Consider the following 16,449-nt stretch of genomic DNA (forward strand, 5'->3'; position numbering starts at 1 on the left):
TCATCACTGATGATGAAGTAAATTTAGTGGTACGGATCACGTAGAAGCCCAGTCGGGTTCAGGTTCCGGGCTCCAGTAAGAACGCAGGCCAGCAAAGGCGCTGCTTGCGGATCCTGAAGCATTTAGCCCATTCTCAGGAGGCAGAAAATGAGTTCACTAGACATCAAGGGCGGCGGGCCCAGACTTAATTCCATGCTGCTGAAGCTCTCCGAATCGGTCGACAAGATTCCGCTCACCCGGACCCACTGGGCGACGATCCTGTTGGTCGTGGCCGGCATGTTCTTCGACATTCTGGAATCCAATTCCTTGGGCCTCGCCGGCCCGCAGATCATCGCAACGTTTGGCATCTCGAAAGCCGAATTTGCATTGATCAGCTCCATGACCTTCATCGGCCTGACCATTGGGGCCTACCTTGGCGGAATGCTCTCCGACATCAAAGGGCGCAAGTTCGCGCTCGTGGCAAACCTCGTCGTGTACTCCGTGGGTGGCGTCCTGTGCGCTTTGGCCCCGAACTATGAAGTACTCATGGGGTCGCGGCTGATCGTTGGCATTGGCCTCGGCGGCGAGCTCGCGGTCGGGATTGCGTTGATCTGCGAAATCATGCCCACCAAATACCGCGCCCAAGCGGTAGCAGCCCTCAACGTGGGTTCTGGCGGGCTTGGCAACGTCGTGGCTCCGGCCTACGCCGCGTTGGTCCTGGTCGCCCTCGGCAACTTCTTTGGCGGACCCCAGGTCGCGTGGCGCTGGCTCTTTGGATTGCTGATCGTGCCCGTCCTTCTGGTTCTGGTGATCCGCCGGAACATGCCCGAATCTCCGCGTTTCCTTCTCACACGAGGCGACATCGCCGGCGCCAACCGAAGCCTTACGGCGCTGGCAGCCGGCAGGATTCCTGACGAAGAGATCCACATCAAGGTCGAAGACCTCCACGACGACGACGGCGCCGCCGTCGTCCGCCCCCAGAAGATCCGCCTGGGAGAGATCTTCACCCGCGGACTGCGGCGGCGCACAGCAACGGCCAGCGGCGCATACTTCATGGTGGTTGCCGCGCAGATGTCACTGCTCACGCTCATGCCAACGTTCCTCGTCGCCCGCGGCTCAACCATCGGCCAAAGCCTGTTGTACACACTCATCATGCAGATCGGCAGCCTCCTCGGCGCCCTCTGTGCAGCGACGATCACCTACAGGTTCCGACGCCGCACCGTGATGGTCACCGGTGCCGTCCTCGGGTGCCTTGTCGGCCTGGGATTCGGCCTGATGGCCAACACAGACCCTTTGATCCTGATCTTTGGATCCCTGTTCCAGTTCTTCACACTTCTGCTGACCACCACCCTGTGGTCCTGGGCACCGGAACTCTTCCCCACAAGAGTCCGCGGATTCGGTGTCTCCTTCGTCAAAGGCACCGGCGGTCTGGGCATCATCGTCATGCCGCCCCTGATCGCTCTGATCTTCGACAAAGCCGGCCTCCCCGGGGTCTTCACCACCATGGCCATCATGTTCGCCATCACGGCCCTCCTGGCGCTGGCCGGAGTTGAAACCAAGGACCAGACGCTCGAAGAAGCCAACGAAGCCAGGCCCGTATTCCATGCCTGAACAGCATTCGACAGTTCCGGGCGGCACCATCCGAATCGCGGCCGCCCGGAACCTGGCCTACCTGCCACACTATGTCGGAATCTCCTGCGGATATTTTGCCGCTGAAGGGCTCACCGTTGATGTGCTGGAGCAGCCGCCAGGGCACGGAACAATCACCGATGCAGTGATTCGAGGTGAAGCCGACCTTGTTCTGGGAAGCGTCGTCTTCGCCGACCGACTCAACAGAACGAAGCCCAGCGCGGTGGTCGCCGTGAGCAACACCCAGACCCGTCATTTCCTCTTCCAAAAAGCCGACGATATCGCGGTGGGTGGAAGCCCGGAGAACTTCGACTGGAATGCGCTCCGGGGCCGGGTCATCATCGTTGCGCCGACTTACGTCCCAACGTCATGGGTGGCCTTTCTGGACATCCTGCACCAACGCAGCATCCCCCTGGGAGACATCAGGATCCTCGTCGGCTACCAACCCGAAGCGGTGGTGGAGGAATTCCTCGCCGGACCAGGAGACTTCCTCCTCGCTGGTGGACAAGAAGCCCAGGACCCCCGGCTCCGGGAAGCCGTTCCACTCGCCAACGGGCTGGGGCCCGTCCCGTGGTCTGTCTACTGCGCCACCCGATCCTGGGCGCAGGAGCACCAACCCGAACTCAATGCCTTCCGCTCTGCTCTGGGGAAAGCCCAGGCTTGGCTGGCGGAGCAAAGTCCAACCGATGTGGCTACCGCAGCGCAGGAATGGTTTCCAGCCATCACACCAAGGGAGTTGCACGACACGGTTGCCCAGTTCCAGAGGATCGGATTCTGGGCGAAGACACCCCAAGCTGTTCCAGCGGAATTCAGATCATGGCAAGCCGCACTTATCCGGGCAGGACTCCTCGCAGATGACGCTAACCTTCTCGCAATGATCGAGGATCCTGCCGGCAAAGACCAACAGGGAGATAACGATGACACAAACTCAGCTTGAACATACTTACCTTTCCCGGGAGCTGAGCCGGGAAGAAGAACATCACGCCAAGGAACTCCACGCTCGAGCCACCGTGGTGGACACATGCGGCGCGATTCCGCCCGGGGGAGACGGATCCCTGGACGAATCCATCGCGCTCCTTCGTCGCGGAGGCGTGGACTGCGTGGGGATGACCCTCTCTGCGGAGGAACATGACCAGCGTGCGGCCATGGACCAGATAACCTTCTGGAACCGAAACATCCGCAAACACTCCGCAGACCTCGTGAAGGTCACCTGCGCCGATGACATCCGGCAGGCCAAGGACGATGGACGCATCGGCGTGTACTACCTTTTCCAAAACGCGAAGCCCTTCGGGGACGATCCCGGGAACGTCGAGCTTTTCAAAGACATGGGCATCGTCTCCTCGGCAATCACCTACAACAAACGCAACTTCCTTGGCGACGGCTGCGCCGAACCGGAAAACGCCGGGATCAGCAGTATTGGCCGCGAGATGATCGCTGAGATGAACCGGGTCGGCATGCTTGTCGATCTCTCCCACGGCGGAAAGCGGACCCAACTGACGGCCGCCCAAGCATCCACCGCACCGCCCTACTTCTCCCACAACAACTGCTATTCCGTGTTCGGCAACCGCAGGAATGCCACGGACGAAACCATGCAAACCGTTGCCGACAAGGGCGGGATGATGAGCACCATGCCCCTGGAAATCAACGACGACTACCAGCCCACGGTTGCCAAGATGGTAGATCACCTCCTGCATGCACTTGGCGTTTTCGGCCCGACAGGGGTAGGAGTCTGCACGGACTTTCCCAAAGGCCGGCGCAGCGTCTACGAAACTGCCTACATCGACGACAGCGGCTATCTCAACATCCAGTACGACGGCACGCTCTATGTGAAACGCATGAAGTGGGAAGGCCCGGGCTGTCTGCAAAGTCCGCCGTGGTACCCCTACGCCGAAGGCATCAAAACCTACCAGGGCTTCCCCAACATCACCCGGGAACTGATCATCCGCGATCTGGACGACAGCACCATTGAGGCCGCCCTGGGCGGCAACTTCATCGACCTCATGAGCAGGGTCGTCGGCTAACAGCACGATCCTCCACAACACCCTGACACGGAGCAGACCCATGACCACGCAGCCAACCCGCCGCCACCTGTTCGGGCCCGGTCCCAGCAACTGCTACCCCGAAGCCACCGAAGCCTTGGGCCGCCCACTCCTGGGCCACCTCGACCCCGATTTCATTACGATCCTCGACAACGCGTGTGATGCATTGAGGACTCTCTGGGGCACAACCAACACCCGCACGCTGCCGCTGAGTGCCACCGGTTCGGCCGGAATGGAGGCCGCCTTCGTAAACACCGTGGTCCCAGGAGACATTGCTGTCATCGCCGTCAACGGGCTGTTCGGTGAACGCATGTGCGAGGTAGCACGGCGCTGCGGCGCGGAAGTAGTCCGGGTAGACCACGAATGGGGGACACCCATTGACGCCGAACGCGTCCTCAAAGCCCATCCGAGTCCTAAAGTGATAGCCGCCGTCCACGCCGAAACATCCACCGGAGTCCTCTCCGATGTCTCCGAGTTAGGGACCAACAAGGGCGACGCTCTTCTCATCGTTGACGCAGTCACCTCACTGGGCGGCATCGAAGTGAGGGCCGACGACTGGGGCATCGACATCGGGTACTCGGGGACGCAGAAATGTCTGGGGGTTCCGCCGGGGTTATCACCGATTACCGTCTCAGAGAGGGCCTTCAAACGACGAGTGAAGGACCCGCGCTCGTGGTATCTGGATATTGGGTTGCTCGGTGGTTACGTCGGCGCGGCCCAAGGGAGCAGCCGAACCTACCACCACACCGCACCGGTCGCCATGGTCGCTTCCCTCGAAGCCGGGCTACGCCGGATTCTTGATGAAGGCCTGGAACACGTCTGGGCACGCCACGAAGCTGCGGGGCAGGCGTTGCGCGAAGGACTGCAGAACCTGGGCCTGGAACTCTTTGCCCCGGAAGGCTACCGCCTGCCGAGCCTCACAACAGTCAAAGTTCCCGAAGGCGTGGAGTCCGCAAGAGTGCGCCGGCACCTGATGGGAAAATACAGCATGGAAATCGGCGCCGGCGTAGGGCGATATGCAGACTCGATCTGGAGGATCGGCACCATGGGGCCCAACGCCCAACAGGACTCCGTCGAGCTGATTCTCGGGGCCCTGGAGGACGGCATACGCAGGTCCGCTTGAGACCCAATAATTCATGAGTGACCTGACGCCTTCTGAAGCGTCCCCCATGTCCGAAGTCAGAAAGCAGGGATGAACGCGCTTGCCTGCTTGAGCAGTGGCCGGCGGACGCGCACAGCTGGCCCCGTATCTGAAGACGTTGGCGATCGGAGGTGTCAGTCTATTCATATTTGGTTTTCAGGCCGGGTGCCCACCCCTGACCTGCCAAATATGTGAAGGCACTCCACGCTGGCGCAATCAACTGGCAGCCATGTTGATGCTGCGCGGCGAACGAAGGCCGACGCTTGGGTCCTGCCCGAAATACAGCCGGACCGTCACAGGACAGGCATGCCAGTTCCGGCCGGGCCAAGTCTTGATCTTGGGGGAGAAGAACTGCGAACTCTGCGGCGGTCCATTCCTTACCATCCATGATGTTCTTTGCCATGAACACGGCGCCTCCTCTCATACGGTGTGTGGCGATGAATGGTTTTGCCTCGGATTCTGGTCGCATCGTAGCCAGCGTCCTGCGAGTGAGGGGCCCGAAGTTGGTCGCTGGTCGCACGCCTCGGCCGGTCCCTGGCGTCGGCCTGAGCCGGCCCCGCCCGCATAATGGTGCATGTCGAACCGGGCATCCGCCGTGCCTGGCACAGCCGGCGGTGACCGGAAGGGTGGCGGGGCTTGCCCTTTGTTCTTCGGCGCCAGTACGCCTCTGGGTTTAGGATTTGGAGCTTGGCCGTCCCGGAATATGGCTCAGAATGGACTTTGAGAAGCCGCCGTCAACACAGATGTCCTGCCCGGTCACGTAGCCCGCCAGCGGGCTTATGAGGAACTCAATGACATTCGCAATGTCCATGGGATCTCCAACTCTTGCCAAGGGGATAATGTTCTCCCGCGCCTTCTTGATCTGGGGGTCGGCGTACATCTTTTCGGTCATCCGGGTGTGGGTCATGCCGGGAGAGACTACGTTGACACGAATTCCTTCAGGTGCCCACTCCAGAGCGAGTGTTTGGGCAAGCATGGTCAAAGCAGCTTTGCTGGGGCTGTAGGCGCCTGACCCAGCGTGGGGGATCTGACCGGACATTGACGAGGTAAAGCAGGCGGCACCGCGGCTCTGCCGCAAATGCGGGTGGCTGGCTTTGGCAAGGAGCCACGCGCCGCGGAGATTAACGGCGAACATATCGTCCCAGTCCTCGATGGACACATCGCAGATCTGGCCAGGATTGGCAATCCCCGCATTCGCGATCAGTGCGTCCAGCCCCCCGAACTCCGCCACGGCGGCGTCGACCAATTTGCCGGGCACCGCTGGGTCACCGAGATCTCCCGCCAAAGCGATGGCCGTGCCACCCAGTGACTCGATTGATCGCACGACCTGCTCTTGGTTGCCGTTAATGTCGTGTCCCGCTACGGCTATCCTGGGGTGTTCGCCCCGGGCGAGAGCCGCCTCTGCAATTCTCAGGCAGGCGGATGCCCCAATGCCGCTGCTTCCACCGCTGACCAACGCTCTCATTACGTTCACTCCTTCAATAGCGGTCACCCCGGAAAATAATCCCGGACCGCAACGTTCATTGACGTTGCGGAGAAATGGAAAATGTGACCTTTGACATTTTTCTCGTAGTTACTGGCTGAAGTGCCGTGATCTCATTTTTCGAGTGCGTCAGTGAGTTCCCAGCCCTGATCCTTGAGGTCTTGCATCGCCGTCTTGAATTCCTGAAGGGGATTTTCTTCGCGAATAATCTCAAGAACAACGTTGCCAACCCCGGACGTTTCCTTGACTGCCTTGCCCAGGCCGTTCCAATCGATGACTCCGGTGCCGATCGGATCATGGCCCCAGCTTTCAGTGCCCGTATCAGAAATATGCACCAAGCCAATGGATTCGTGATGGGAGAGGAGGCTCTCTACCGGGTCCTCACCTATGAAGGCCGCATTGGCGACGTCATAGACGATCTTGACCGAGTCATCGTTGATGGTGCTGATCACGCCGGCCAAGTCCCCGATGGTGGGCGTGAAGCAGTAGGGGGTGTTTTCGAAAAGTAGACGCGTCCCGGCCTGTTTGGCCAGTGGTATCAGACTCTCCAGGCTCTCGTACATCCACCCGTAAGTCTTGTCCAGAGATGGGGAGATCATGGGGCGGCGTGTCCCGGGGGATATGACCACCTCCGGAGTACCCCAAACTTCGGCAAGCTCAATGACTGACTTGATGTGCTCGATGCTCTTTCGCCGCATATTTGCTGCGGGGCTGGCGAGATTGATGTCGTATCCGCCGGCGTTAAGCGACCTGATGGTGGCGCCGTATTCATTGAGCCGGCTGTAGATGGCGGATCGCTCGGCCTTGGAGATTTCATCGGGCCAACAGTGAGGAGAACTAACTGGAACCTCAAAGGTCTTGTATCCGTTTTCGGCCAATTCAGCAATGGCATCTATGGCCGTGGATGACCATAGGTAGGAAAACGTGTTGATAATTATTTGGTTCATTTGGGAGGGGTCCTCTCAATTCGGCGTCAATGTAGACAGCGTTTCGGGCCTTCGTATCCTCTGGTCAGGACCCCGATAAGCCGTACAGGTCATATGCGCTTTGCGCGTGGGCGGGCCGCTCTTCAGGCAAGCGTGGCTAGCGGGAGCTTTTTGTCGCGTGTGCATCCTGCGGAGTGCTGGCCGCCAGGTGTTCGCCTTCGAGTACCTCGGGGTCGGCGAGGGCAACGGTGGCACGGTCGCCCCGGTTTCCGGTCTCCGGGAGGGTGAAGTAGACCGCGAGGCTCAGGGCGACGACGACGATCATGTACACAGCCACGAGCATCGGCTGTCCAGCGCCGACGAACGCAGCTGCGATCAGGGGCGCTGTTCCGCCGAAGACAGCAATCACGATTTGGTGCGCAAAGCCGATACCCGATACTCGGACGGATGCCGGGAACAGCTCGGCCTGGATGGTCGGGTAGACCGACTGCCAGATACCAAGAACCACCCACCCGGACGCGGAGACCAGGACGTAGACGCCGAAACCAGGCTGGTTCAGGAGCAGAAGCAGGGGGTAGAAGAGCACGATCATGCCGATGGCGCCAATGATCGGGAAAATTTTGCGTCGGCCGAGCCGATCGGAGAGTGCGCCGCATACCGGCACAACGACCACGAGGAGTGCCAGCCCTATAACGCTGCCGGCCAGTGTGGAGGACAGATCCCGGCCGGAAGTCAGCTTGGCGTAAGTGGGGAGGAACGTAGCCCACGTGTAGTAGGCGACGGCCGGGGCCGAGAGTGCAGCTGCCTGCAGCAGTGCCTTCGGGTGTTCGCGAAGCAGGTCCATGAGGCGGGCAGCGGCAGACTTTTGATCAACGAGGGCACCCGCCTCGAATTCGGGTGTTTCTTCAGCGCGGGCGCGCATGATGAGGCCGACGATCCCGAGGATGCCGCCCACAACGAAGGGGATGCGCCAACCCCAAGCGGCGAGGTCTGCCGGAGCGAAGGAGGCCGTCACCATGGCTGCGGCACCGGTTGCTGCGAGAGTCGCGAGGCCGCTCGCCATGTTCGTGAATGAACCGAACAGGCCCCTCCGGTGTGCGGGGGCGTGTTCAACCATGAAGGCGATGGCGCTCTGTCCCTCACTGCCGGCCGAGATGCCCTGGAGGATGCGTGCAAAGAGAAAGAGAACCGGCGCTGCGTAGCCGATGGTCGCAAATGACGGAGTAAGGCCGATGATGAGCGAGCCAAGGGCCATCCCGGAAATCGACATGGTGAGAATGACGCGCCGGCCGAAGCGGTCAGCCAGCGGAGAGACGATGATGCCGCTGAGGGGGCGCACAACAAAGCCGACCGCGTAGGTCAACAGTGCTGCCATGAGCGAAGCAAAAGCGGAATCGCTGGGAAATATCTGTGACGAGAAGACGGCTGCAAGTAGTCCGTAGATGTACCAGTCGTACCATTCCACGAAATGTCCGATGGTGCCGGCCACCATGTTCAGGGTGCGGCGAGGGTGCTTCGTCATTTCGGGAAGTTCCGAAGCGGCCAATCCGCTGTCGGCTTCTTTTGAGGTCTTCATTGAACTCTCTCCATATTTCACAATTGTTGCAGAGGGGTATTTGGGAAGTCCCGGACACTTCGGTGTGCGGGTCAGGCCCGGCCATTGACCGCCCACGGGAGAACCGACTGCCAAGACCAACGGTGGGTTAGGCGTTCTTGGCGGTGCCTGGCTTCGCGTCGAAAGGAGTCTGTTCAGCCTCCCCGTCATTTCTAATGAGATCGGTTGCTGAGATCGGTTGCAAGCAACGATACGGACGAAATGTGATCCTTGTCAACGTCTGCACGCCGTGCACGCGGTTGAGTGGCAGTTTCCCGGATTGGGCAGCTGGTGTTCGCAAAGCGGCTCTTCGGCGGTGCCGGCGTCATTGGGCGCCGGTCGCAGCGATGCTCCGATTGTTCATGGCACGTGAAGAGGCGCTTCGTTGTCGAAGTCCTGGTATTCCACTCCGGACCAGGTGCACTCCAAGCGGCCATGGAGGGACCAGTACTCGTCCCAATGGGCAAGTTTCCACTGGTCCCGCTCCAGCCCGCGGTGGATAAGTCGGGAACGAAGGACATCTTCAGGTACGCGGACCCGGATTACGGTGATTGCGGAAGGCGGCCAATGGAAGTTTTTTTCGGCCCGGGTCAAGTAGTCGGGATCTCCGAAGTAGGATCCAAAAGGCGCATCGAGGACTACTGACCGGCCAAGGCGCAGGTTTACTCCCGCCACGTCCATGAGGGTCTCGTACTCAAGGGGGAGCAGATTATTTCGGTAGTAGTCGCTGGACTCCCTGTCCGTGGGATCGTGTCCGGTGACGCTCAGGGCGAATTCGACAAACCGGCCACTGACCCGGTCCTTGTCCAGGTATGCAGCTTGATGCTTCTCCGCCGTTTGCTGGGCAATCGTGGTTTTACCTGAGCCGGCCGGTCCAATGACAATGAAGACCTGTGGGGACATTATCGGCGGGCCTCTGCGACCGCTGTGAGGAATGCCCGGGCCGCTTCGCTGACCCGGGTAAAGTCGCCGTCGGGCTGCCATGCCTTGGTCACATAACTGCCGACGCCGACCCCTGCCACGCCAGCGGCGAACCATTCACCCACATTTTCCAGTGTTACGCCACCTGCGGGCATGATGGGCAGATGCGCCAGTGGTGCAAGCACGGCTTTCGCATAAGCCACTCCACCGGCTTCGGTGGGAAATAGCTTGAGGATGTCGGCGCCCGCCTCGGCGGACTCTACGAATTCTGTCGGGGTGTACGCTCCGCTGATTGTCGGTATCTGGTACCTGTTCGCTGTGCGGATCATCGCGGGGTTCAGCTGGGGACTGACCAGGAACTCGGCTCCCGCGCGGATGCACTCGTAGGCGGAATGCTCATCAAGCACAGTCCCTGCGCCGACCGCAATGCCGTTGGGCCCGTGCTTGGCGGCCAGCCTGCGGATCACTTCAACGGCCCCGGGGATTGACAGGGTAATTTCCAATGCCCGGAAGCCTCCCTCGATGGCAGCTTCCGCGACCTGCTCGGCAAGCTCGGCGCTCTCCAGCCGCACGATAAGCACGGCCCCTGATTCATGGATGGTCTGCAAGGTGCGAAGTTTCTTGTTCATGCTGGCCTCTCTCTTGCCGGGTGGCGTCATCTTCACGAGCGGCCCGGCCGTATTGATGTTTCGTTGACAAACTCTCCCACCATCCATAGTGTTATTGCAACCGATCTCAGCAACCGATCTCATACAAGGGGGTATTGCGGTTGACTAATGTACGAACAATTGTCCTGGGGGCTTCCCATTGGCATGTTCCACTCTGCGCGCAAGCGATCGCTGAAGAACACGACGTGGTTGGAGTAGGGGACGAGGATGTGTCCCGCGTCCAGGTAAAGGAACTGGCCGCTCGCTGGGAGGCGAAGGCTGAAGCCGATTGGCAGAAGCTGGTTGACCTTCCCGACCTCGGCCTCGCGTATGTATTTGGTCCCCATGACGGTATGGCAGAAAAATGCATGGCCTTGATTGAGCGGGGAATTCCGTTCGTCGTCGAAAAGCCCTTGGGTACTTCCCTCGAAGAGCTTTCCAGCGTCCGCCAAGCTGCCGAATCAGCCGGCGTGCCAGCCACTGTGCCCCTGGTTCAGCGCGGTGGACCCACCGAGAAATGGCTTGCCAAGGCTGGCCGTCCCAGCTACCAGCGTGCCTCGTTCATTGCTGGTCCACCGTCACGGTACCTCAGCAATGCCAATCCCTGGATGCTCGATCCCGTCAGGGCAGGGGGAGGATGCTTGGCGAACCTTGGTCCCCATTTCGTGGATCTGTTTCTCAGAGGTTGCGAAGAGCAGGCAGCGCACGTGGACTCGCGTCTCTCGTCAGCGCTCCACCGCCAAGCCGTTGAGGATCATGCCAGTCTCATCATCACGACGCCGGAGGGTCGGGAAGCCATTGTGGAAGTTGGCTACGCCTTCCCTGGCTCGCCGCTGAAGCGGTACTGCAGCTTTACCTCAGTGGGTGATGCCGGATTCGCCTCCGTTAATTCCGATGGCACTGCTGCCTTTACCGCGTTGGACGGAACTACGGAGACCGACAAAATCAACGTGGACAGCGACCCGCTCTACGACCCCTTTGTGCGGAACGTCGCCCGGACGCTGGAAGATGGATTCCGGGGCCTGCCCACGCTGGCCCAGCTCGAAGATGTCATGCGCCCCATTTGGCAGGCCTATGACGACCAGCACGGAGGAAACAAACATGCCTGACTTGAGTATCGACGTCGTTGCAAAAGCTGCCGGTGTCCACCGTTCAACTGTCTCCCGGGCGTTCTCACGCCCTGAGGCGGTCAAGAGTGAAACGCGCGAGCACATCCTCCGGGTTGCCGAAGGACTGGGCTACACCATGAGTCCTCTGGCGCAGGCACTCCGTCGAAAGACCAGCAACATCATCCCTCTGATCGTCCCTGACATCACGAACCCGTTCTTTGCAGAACTAGCCAAGACCATGACGCAAGCGGCCGACGAGCGCGGCTACCAACTCATGCTCTGCGTCACCAACGGTGACCCGGCGAAATCCGATGGATACTTCACGGCCATGCAGGCGATGTATGCCCCGTTCGGGATTGTGGCACCCTCGACAAAGGTGGATACCGAGGCGCTGAAGCGTTTTGCCTTCGGCCATAAGGTGGTGGTGATTGACCGCGTGGAAGGTGACGACTCCGTTCCTACAGTCACCGTCGACAGCCGCAAAGGAATCATGCTGGCGCTGGATCATCTGCATTCCTTGGGACACACTTCAATCGGCTACGTCTCCGGTATCGCCGGGACGCACACGGCTCAGGACCGCATGGACGCCTATCTGGAACTCACAGCACAAAGCGGCAGCAGGCCGGTTGTACTGGACAGCGGCTCGGATCTTGATGCGGGCACGCGCGGGGCGGAACATTTCCTGGAGATGGACAATCCGCCCACAGCGATCATTGCGGCCAATGACATGGTGGCCTTTGCGGTGATCTCCGCGCTCGGCCGGAGTGGCCTGCGGGTCCCGGACGACGTATCGGTCATCGGGTTCGATGGGCTCGCTCTCGGTGCCCGTTTCAACCCTCCCCTGACAACAGTGCGGCAGCCGATCGCGGACATGGGGCATATCGCGATCGAACTTGCGGAGAAGCAGAATGGTGACGGTTCCGTGGACCACATTGTCCTGGAACCCGAACTCCTGGTCCGTGGCTCCACCTCGGAGCTCCGAAAATGAGCGGGGGAGGGGAAACGATCTTGCGACGCCTGCCGGGGGTCCAACACACGGACCACGTCGGCCTGACCGTTCCAAACCTTGAAGAAGGCATCCGGTTCTTCGTCGAGGTCCTCGGGGCTGAGGAGCTCTACCGCTCCGAACGCGGGCCCGACGAAGAGTTCATGCCCACAAACTTCGACGTCCCATCCGATGCCAAGCTGACGCTCGCCATGCTGCGCCTGCCGCCGAACCTCAACATCGAGCTTTTCGAGTGGAGCGGCGCTGACCGGCGGGAGACACCGCCGAGGCATTGCGACGCCGGCGGGCACCACTTGTGCTTCGTGGTCGATGACGTCGATGAAGCAATCACAGTGCTGCAGCAAACACCCGGAGTGCGCGTACTCGGGGACCGCAAGGAAGTCGCTGGTGATAGCCCCCGTGTAGCCGGCAACCGCTGGACCTACTTTGTTACCCCCTGGGGACTCTTGATGGAAATCGTTGACCGATCCCGCGTCGCAGCACCGCCCCCGCTGGTCGGTCCCGCGGACTGGACGGCAGCTCCAAACACTTTAGAAAGGACATGAACAATGCGGCTAGCGGGTCACACACTAGGTACCCCGAACCACACGGTTCCTCAAGCACTTGGTCTCTTCCGGGACGCGGGGCTCGACGCCGCCGAGGTCATCTACCAGGATGACTACAAGTCCGGCCTGCCCTTGGGGGACCGGCGCTCGGCAATGGAGGCTTTGAAAGCGGCAGAAGGCGAAGGCGTTCCCATCGTGGGCCTCACGCCGTACACCACTGCCATTAACTCACTGGACGACGCCGAATGGCACAAAGCCGTTGACGAATTCCGTGGGGCCATTGATACCGCCCAGCTGCTCGGTGCTGACCGGGTCCGCGTCTACGCGGGTTCCTGGCACCCCGGGGATACCGATCACGCCGCGCGGTGGGGACAGTTGCGGAAGGCCCTGGAGACCCTCGCCCCCGAGGCGCAGCAGGCCGGCGTCCGTCTTTGCGTGGAGAACCATTTCGGCACGATGACCCAGACGGCAGCGGACACAGCGGCCCTGGTCCGGGAGATAGCCCAACCGTCCGTTCGTGTGCTTTACGACCAGGCGAACCTGACCTTCACGCATGACGAGGACTACGAGGAAGCCTTCGCCGTCCAAGGTGACCTGATCGGCCACGTCCACGTGAAGGACCTTGTTTTCACGGATCCCAACGCGGCTTTCCGTGCCACGGAAACGGCCAGGGTCAACGCCTCGGAGCGGGCGGTCCGTTCCCGCGTTGTCGGAAGCGGTGTGGTTCCGTGGTCCCGCATTCTTCCCGCGCTGCTCAAGCACGGCTACGACGACGTACTGAGTATCGAGCTTGAATACCGCTGGCACCCGCAAGACCTTCCCGCGCCAGAGGATGGTTTCCGTGAGTCCGTCGCCGTCCTGCGCTCAATGCTCTCTGATCCGGCCAAAGTAAGGAACGCCTGATGAACACCAACCGCCTCCGTGTCGGAGTTATCGGCGCGGGCAACATCGCAACCATTGCCCAGCTGCCCACCCTCGTCCAACGAGATGACGTTGAACTGGCTGCCTTGGTTTCCCGGCGGGAGGATCCGGGCAGCCTGGTCCGGCGCTGGGGCTTCAACGCTGCATACAAAACGGTGGAGGACATGCTGGCCGGGCAAGAGCTGGATGCGGTTTTTGTGCTGACACCGCGCTCCGAACACGCCCACGCCGTCGAGCTTTGCCTGAAGCGTGACGTAGACGTGTTCTGCGAGAAGCCGCTTGCCCCAGCGACAGTGCAGGCCGAATATTTGGCAGACCTCGCCGACGAGCGGGGACGGATCCTGATGGTTGACTTCAACCGGCGCTACGCGCCTGTCTACACGGCCGGCCGGGAAGTCTTCGGCGACAAAGGTGCCACCTTCTGCGTAGCCCAAAAGAACCGCCCCGGATCCGAATACCGGGCAACGTTCGAGAACGCCATCCACATGGTGGACCTCCTGCGTTGGTACTGCGGGGGCGAACCTGAGCACGTAGCCGCACACGCTGCTGGTGAGGATCCCTGGGAAGAAGACGGACTCGCAGCCACCATCCGCTTCAGCACCGGTAACACCGGCGTTCTGATGGCAGCCCGCACGGCGGGAGCCTGGAACGAGAAACTTGACGCCTACGGGGATGGAAAGACCGTCGAAGTCAGGGCACCGGAAACGGTTTCGACCACCATCAACGGCGTCACCACTTCCAGGGAATTGAGCGCCGAAGCGTACGGCTGGGCTACTGCCACAGACACCCTGGGATTCTCAGCAGCAGTTCACCATTTCCTGGACCGGGTGGCAGACAGGAACCAACCTCTCACTTCCGGTCGCGAAGCTGTTCGCACACAGCGCCTGCTTGACCAGATCCTCGCCGCAGCCGGTCTGCCTACAGAAGAGCAAACCGGACGCGAATGGGCGAGTCACGCAGTCAACGCAGGCTGAATCGTCCGGCTCCCCAAAGGTGCCAGATGCTGCGCACAGATGCTGGGCACGGGTCCTTGGTACAAGGTGGCCTGAGTAAACCTGTCGGACAGAGGGAGGTGCCAAAAATAGTTCCTCTTCCTCAGCATGCACTGCGGGCCAGGAAAGCCCGGAGGCGGCCGTTGCCAGGGCGCCTCACCGCGTTTGCAGGCATTCTGCTGGTTGCCTTCAGTGCGAGGGAAGCCGTTTCGGCGGCGTCGCCGCTCCTTGGTCAGATAAGTGCGGACCTCCCGTTTGACACGGTGACCATAGGGATTCTTGGAATGCTGCCTACCGCCGGCTTTGCACTCATGGGCTTCCTTGCGCTTCCGCTCTTGCGGCGTGTGCCGCTCGAATACCTGTTGCTGGTTGCGATCCTGCTGACAACATTTGGCCAGGTCGGCCGCGCAGCGGGGTGGAACGTCCTGGCATTTTTGGTCTTCACGTGTTTCGCCATGCTCGGAATTGGCCTGATCAACGTCGTGGCTCCGCCCCTGATAATGAAGTACTTTCCGGACAGAACCGGGATTCTCGCAGCGTGCCACGTCACTCTCCTGGGTGTCAGTACGGCGGTGTCCGCCCAATTTGCCATCCCTTTGGGGACTCTTTACGGCTGGCGGTTCTCCATAGGCATCTGGGCTTCCCTCAGTGCCTTTGCTGCACTCCCTTGGCTGATTCTTGTGGCCGGGCGGGGCGTTGCCCGCTCGAGGCCCACGCCGGCGAAGGATAAGGAGCGGCTTGCTGGCAACGCGGCCAAACCTTGGAAATCATCAATCGGCTGGGGGACTGCACTGGTCTTTGCTGGTTGCTCCAGCAATACTTTTGCGGCTCTCACGTGGCTACCTGCTGTTCTCGTCGACAGAGGGATGAGCCAGGAAGGCGCTGGATCCATGCTGGCGCTGTATTCAATCATTGCTTTGCCGGTTGCACTCATGGTGCCTGTGGTTGTTGTAAGAATGTCCCGCCCGCTACCTCTGGCCGTGCTGTTTGCCGTCGCTTTTGCAGCAGGTTACGGAGGCATTATCTTCGCTCCGCCAGCCTGGGCAGCGGCGTGGGTGGCCATTGCCGGATTAGGCCAAGGTGCCTATTCCTATGCGTTCACCATGATTAACAAGCGAACACGAACCCAGTCCGGCTCAGGAAGTTTGTCCGCGTTTGCCCAAGGGACCGGCTACGCTCTAGCAAGCGTCGGGCCGTTCCTTTTCGCGCTTTTACATAGCCCCGGGAGCGGCTGGCTGCCTTCGTTCGGCATGCTCTGCGCTTGGCTCGTGGTGCTGGTGGTAGGGGCCATCATGGTCAACAAGCCGCGCATGCTTGAAGATCACCCGTCTGTGCCCAGGCGGGGTCCCGGAGAAGCACTCGCCAAAGAGACTCCCGATCCCGGGAACCGACACCATGGGGTCCTCGACACCCCATAGGACCCACGAGTTTTTCGCCGCCCATGTACGCAACCGATCTCATATTTCTGAAGTAACTCAAAGGAGAGATTTCATGAGTACCTCTTTCGCCTTCGGCCT

16 protein-coding genes are annotated in these 16,449 nt (G+C 60.7%); 10 read left to right on the forward strand and 6 right to left on the reverse strand.

The genetic code is table 11. The annotated features are described in order from the left end of the window. The first annotated feature begins 147 nt into the window (after positions 1–147). Genes IEY62_RS10285 through IEY62_RS10300 form a run of 4 tightly spaced genes read left to right on the forward strand, consistent with a single transcriptional unit; the run spans position 148 to position 4,770 of the window. Positions 148–1,590 (forward strand): MFS transporter, encoded by a 1,443-nt coding sequence (locus tag IEY62_RS10285; protein WP_189016985.1) that lies wholly within the window; start codon positions 148–150, stop codon positions 1,588–1,590. Beyond that, positions 1,583–2,545 (forward strand): ABC transporter substrate-binding protein, encoded by a 963-nt coding sequence (locus IEY62_RS10290; protein WP_189016988.1) that lies wholly within the window; start codon positions 1,583–1,585, stop codon positions 2,543–2,545. Before IEY62_RS10285 ends, IEY62_RS10290 begins: the two co-directional genes overlap by 8 nt. Beyond that, a complete protein-coding gene (locus IEY62_RS10295) occupies positions 2,526–3,629 on the forward strand; it encodes a membrane dipeptidase (RefSeq protein ID WP_189016991.1) in 1,104 nt (367 codons plus the stop codon). The genes IEY62_RS10290 and IEY62_RS10295 overlap by 20 nt, the downstream gene beginning before the upstream one ends. A 40-nt stretch (positions 3,630–3,669) precedes the next feature. Next, entirely contained in the window at positions 3,670–4,770 is a 1,101-nt protein-coding gene (locus IEY62_RS10300; protein WP_189016994.1) for a pyridoxal-phosphate-dependent aminotransferase family protein, read from the forward strand. A 157-nt stretch (positions 4,771–4,927) separates the two neighbouring features. On the opposite strand, the gene IEY62_RS10305 is transcribed toward IEY62_RS10300, so the two are convergent. The 6 genes from IEY62_RS10305 to IEY62_RS10330 all read right to left on the reverse strand — a co-directional run bounded on the left by IEY62_RS10305 (position 4,928) and on the right by IEY62_RS10330 (position 10,341). Further along, positions 4,928–5,191: a hypothetical protein gene (locus IEY62_RS10305; RefSeq protein ID WP_189016999.1), complete on the reverse strand. Its 264-nt coding sequence runs from the start codon at positions 5,189–5,191 to the stop codon at positions 4,928–4,930. A gap of 270 nt (positions 5,192–5,461) precedes the next feature. Beyond that, on the reverse strand, positions 5,462–6,253 hold the full coding sequence (locus tag IEY62_RS10310; RefSeq protein WP_189017002.1) for an SDR family NAD(P)-dependent oxidoreductase: 792 nt from the start codon (positions 6,251–6,253) through the stop codon (positions 5,462–5,464). 131 nt (positions 6,254–6,384) lie between these two features. After that, complete coding sequence (locus IEY62_RS10315) at positions 6,385–7,218, reverse strand: sugar phosphate isomerase/epimerase family protein (protein WP_189017005.1); 834 nt, start codon at positions 7,216–7,218, stop codon at positions 6,385–6,387. Between the two features lie 136 nt (positions 7,219–7,354). Further along, positions 7,355–8,773, reverse strand: coding sequence for an MFS transporter (locus IEY62_RS10320; RefSeq protein WP_189017008.1), 1,419 nt, complete (start codon positions 8,771–8,773; stop codon positions 7,355–7,357). Positions 8,774–9,151: 378 nt separating this feature from the next. Beyond that, a complete protein-coding gene (locus IEY62_RS10325) occupies positions 9,152–9,694 on the reverse strand; it encodes an AAA family ATPase (protein ID WP_189017011.1) in 543 nt (180 codons plus the stop codon). Next, positions 9,694–10,341, reverse strand: a complete 648-nt coding sequence (locus tag IEY62_RS10330; protein ID WP_189017014.1) for a bifunctional 4-hydroxy-2-oxoglutarate aldolase/2-dehydro-3-deoxy-phosphogluconate aldolase — start codon at positions 10,339–10,341, stop codon at positions 9,694–9,696. Before IEY62_RS10330 ends, IEY62_RS10325 begins: the two co-directional genes overlap by 1 nt. A gap of 140 nt (positions 10,342–10,481) precedes the next feature. On the opposite strand from IEY62_RS10330, the gene IEY62_RS10335 reads away from it, so the two are divergent. From IEY62_RS10335 to IEY62_RS10360, 6 genes are all read left to right on the forward strand, one after another. Continuing rightward, on the forward strand, positions 10,482–11,468 hold the full coding sequence (locus IEY62_RS10335) for a Gfo/Idh/MocA family protein (protein WP_189017017.1): 987 nt from the start codon (positions 10,482–10,484) through the stop codon (positions 11,466–11,468). After that, positions 11,461–12,456: a LacI family DNA-binding transcriptional regulator gene (locus IEY62_RS10340; RefSeq protein WP_189017020.1), complete on the forward strand. Its 996-nt coding sequence runs from the start codon at positions 11,461–11,463 to the stop codon at positions 12,454–12,456. The genes IEY62_RS10335 and IEY62_RS10340 overlap by 8 nt, the downstream gene beginning before the upstream one ends. A gap of 20 nt (positions 12,457–12,476) precedes the next feature. Next, the gene (locus IEY62_RS10345; protein WP_229785198.1) at positions 12,477–13,019 is read left to right on the forward strand and encodes a VOC family protein; all 543 of its coding nucleotides are present in this window, start codon (positions 12,477–12,479) and stop codon (positions 13,017–13,019) included. A 3-nt stretch (positions 13,020–13,022) separates the two neighbouring features. Then, the gene (locus tag IEY62_RS10350; protein ID WP_189017026.1) at positions 13,023–13,922 is read left to right on the forward strand and encodes a sugar phosphate isomerase/epimerase family protein; all 900 of its coding nucleotides are present in this window, start codon (positions 13,023–13,025) and stop codon (positions 13,920–13,922) included. Further along, entirely contained in the window at positions 13,922–14,914 is a 993-nt protein-coding gene (locus IEY62_RS10355; RefSeq protein ID WP_189017029.1) for a Gfo/Idh/MocA family protein, read from the forward strand. Before IEY62_RS10350 ends, IEY62_RS10355 begins: the two co-directional genes overlap by 1 nt. 161 nt (positions 14,915–15,075) lie before the next feature. Next, positions 15,076–16,350 (forward strand): MFS transporter, encoded by a 1,275-nt coding sequence (locus IEY62_RS10360; protein ID WP_189017032.1) that lies wholly within the window; start codon positions 15,076–15,078, stop codon positions 16,348–16,350. Positions 16,351–16,449: the final 99 nt, after the last annotated feature.

The sequence above is a fragment of the Paenarthrobacter histidinolovorans genome (assembly GCF_014647595.1).
Lineage (GTDB): Bacteria > Actinomycetota > Actinomycetes > Actinomycetales > Micrococcaceae > Arthrobacter > Arthrobacter histidinolovorans.

What these genes read in the sequence shown, in the direction of transcription:
- IEY62_RS10285 (WP_189016985.1), top strand. Translation starts at nt 148, where the DNA reads ATGAGTTCACTAGACATCAAGGGCGGCGGGCCCAGACTTAATTCCATG.
- IEY62_RS10290 (WP_189016988.1), top strand. Translation starts at nt 1,583, where the DNA reads ATGCCTGAACAGCATTCGACAGTTCCGGGCGGCACCATCCGAATCGCG.
- IEY62_RS10295 (WP_189016991.1), top strand. Translation starts at nt 2,526, where the DNA reads ATGACACAAACTCAGCTTGAACATACTTACCTTTCCCGGGAGCTGAGC.
- IEY62_RS10300 (WP_189016994.1), top strand. Translation starts at nt 3,670, where the DNA reads ATGACCACGCAGCCAACCCGCCGCCACCTGTTCGGGCCCGGTCCCAGC.
- IEY62_RS10305 (WP_189016999.1), bottom strand. Translation starts at nt 5,191, where the DNA reads ATGGCAAAGAACATCATGGATGGTAAGGAATGGACCGCCGCAGAGTTC.
- IEY62_RS10310 (WP_189017002.1), bottom strand. Translation starts at nt 6,253, where the DNA reads ATGAGAGCGTTGGTCAGCGGTGGAAGCAGCGGCATTGGGGCATCCGCC.
- IEY62_RS10315 (WP_189017005.1), bottom strand. Translation starts at nt 7,218, where the DNA reads ATGAACCAAATAATTATCAACACGTTTTCCTACCTATGGTCATCCACG.
- IEY62_RS10320 (WP_189017008.1), bottom strand. Translation starts at nt 8,773, where the DNA reads ATGAAGACCTCAAAAGAAGCCGACAGCGGATTGGCCGCTTCGGAACTT.
- IEY62_RS10325 (WP_189017011.1), bottom strand. Translation starts at nt 9,694, where the DNA reads ATGTCCCCACAGGTCTTCATTGTCATTGGACCGGCCGGCTCAGGTAAA.
- IEY62_RS10330 (WP_189017014.1), bottom strand. Translation starts at nt 10,341, where the DNA reads ATGAACAAGAAACTTCGCACCTTGCAGACCATCCATGAATCAGGGGCC.
- IEY62_RS10340 (WP_189017020.1), top strand. Translation starts at nt 11,461, where the DNA reads ATGCCTGACTTGAGTATCGACGTCGTTGCAAAAGCTGCCGGTGTCCAC.
- IEY62_RS10350 (WP_189017026.1), top strand. Translation starts at nt 13,023, where the DNA reads ATGCGGCTAGCGGGTCACACACTAGGTACCCCGAACCACACGGTTCCT.
- IEY62_RS10355 (WP_189017029.1), top strand. Translation starts at nt 13,922, where the DNA reads ATGAACACCAACCGCCTCCGTGTCGGAGTTATCGGCGCGGGCAACATC.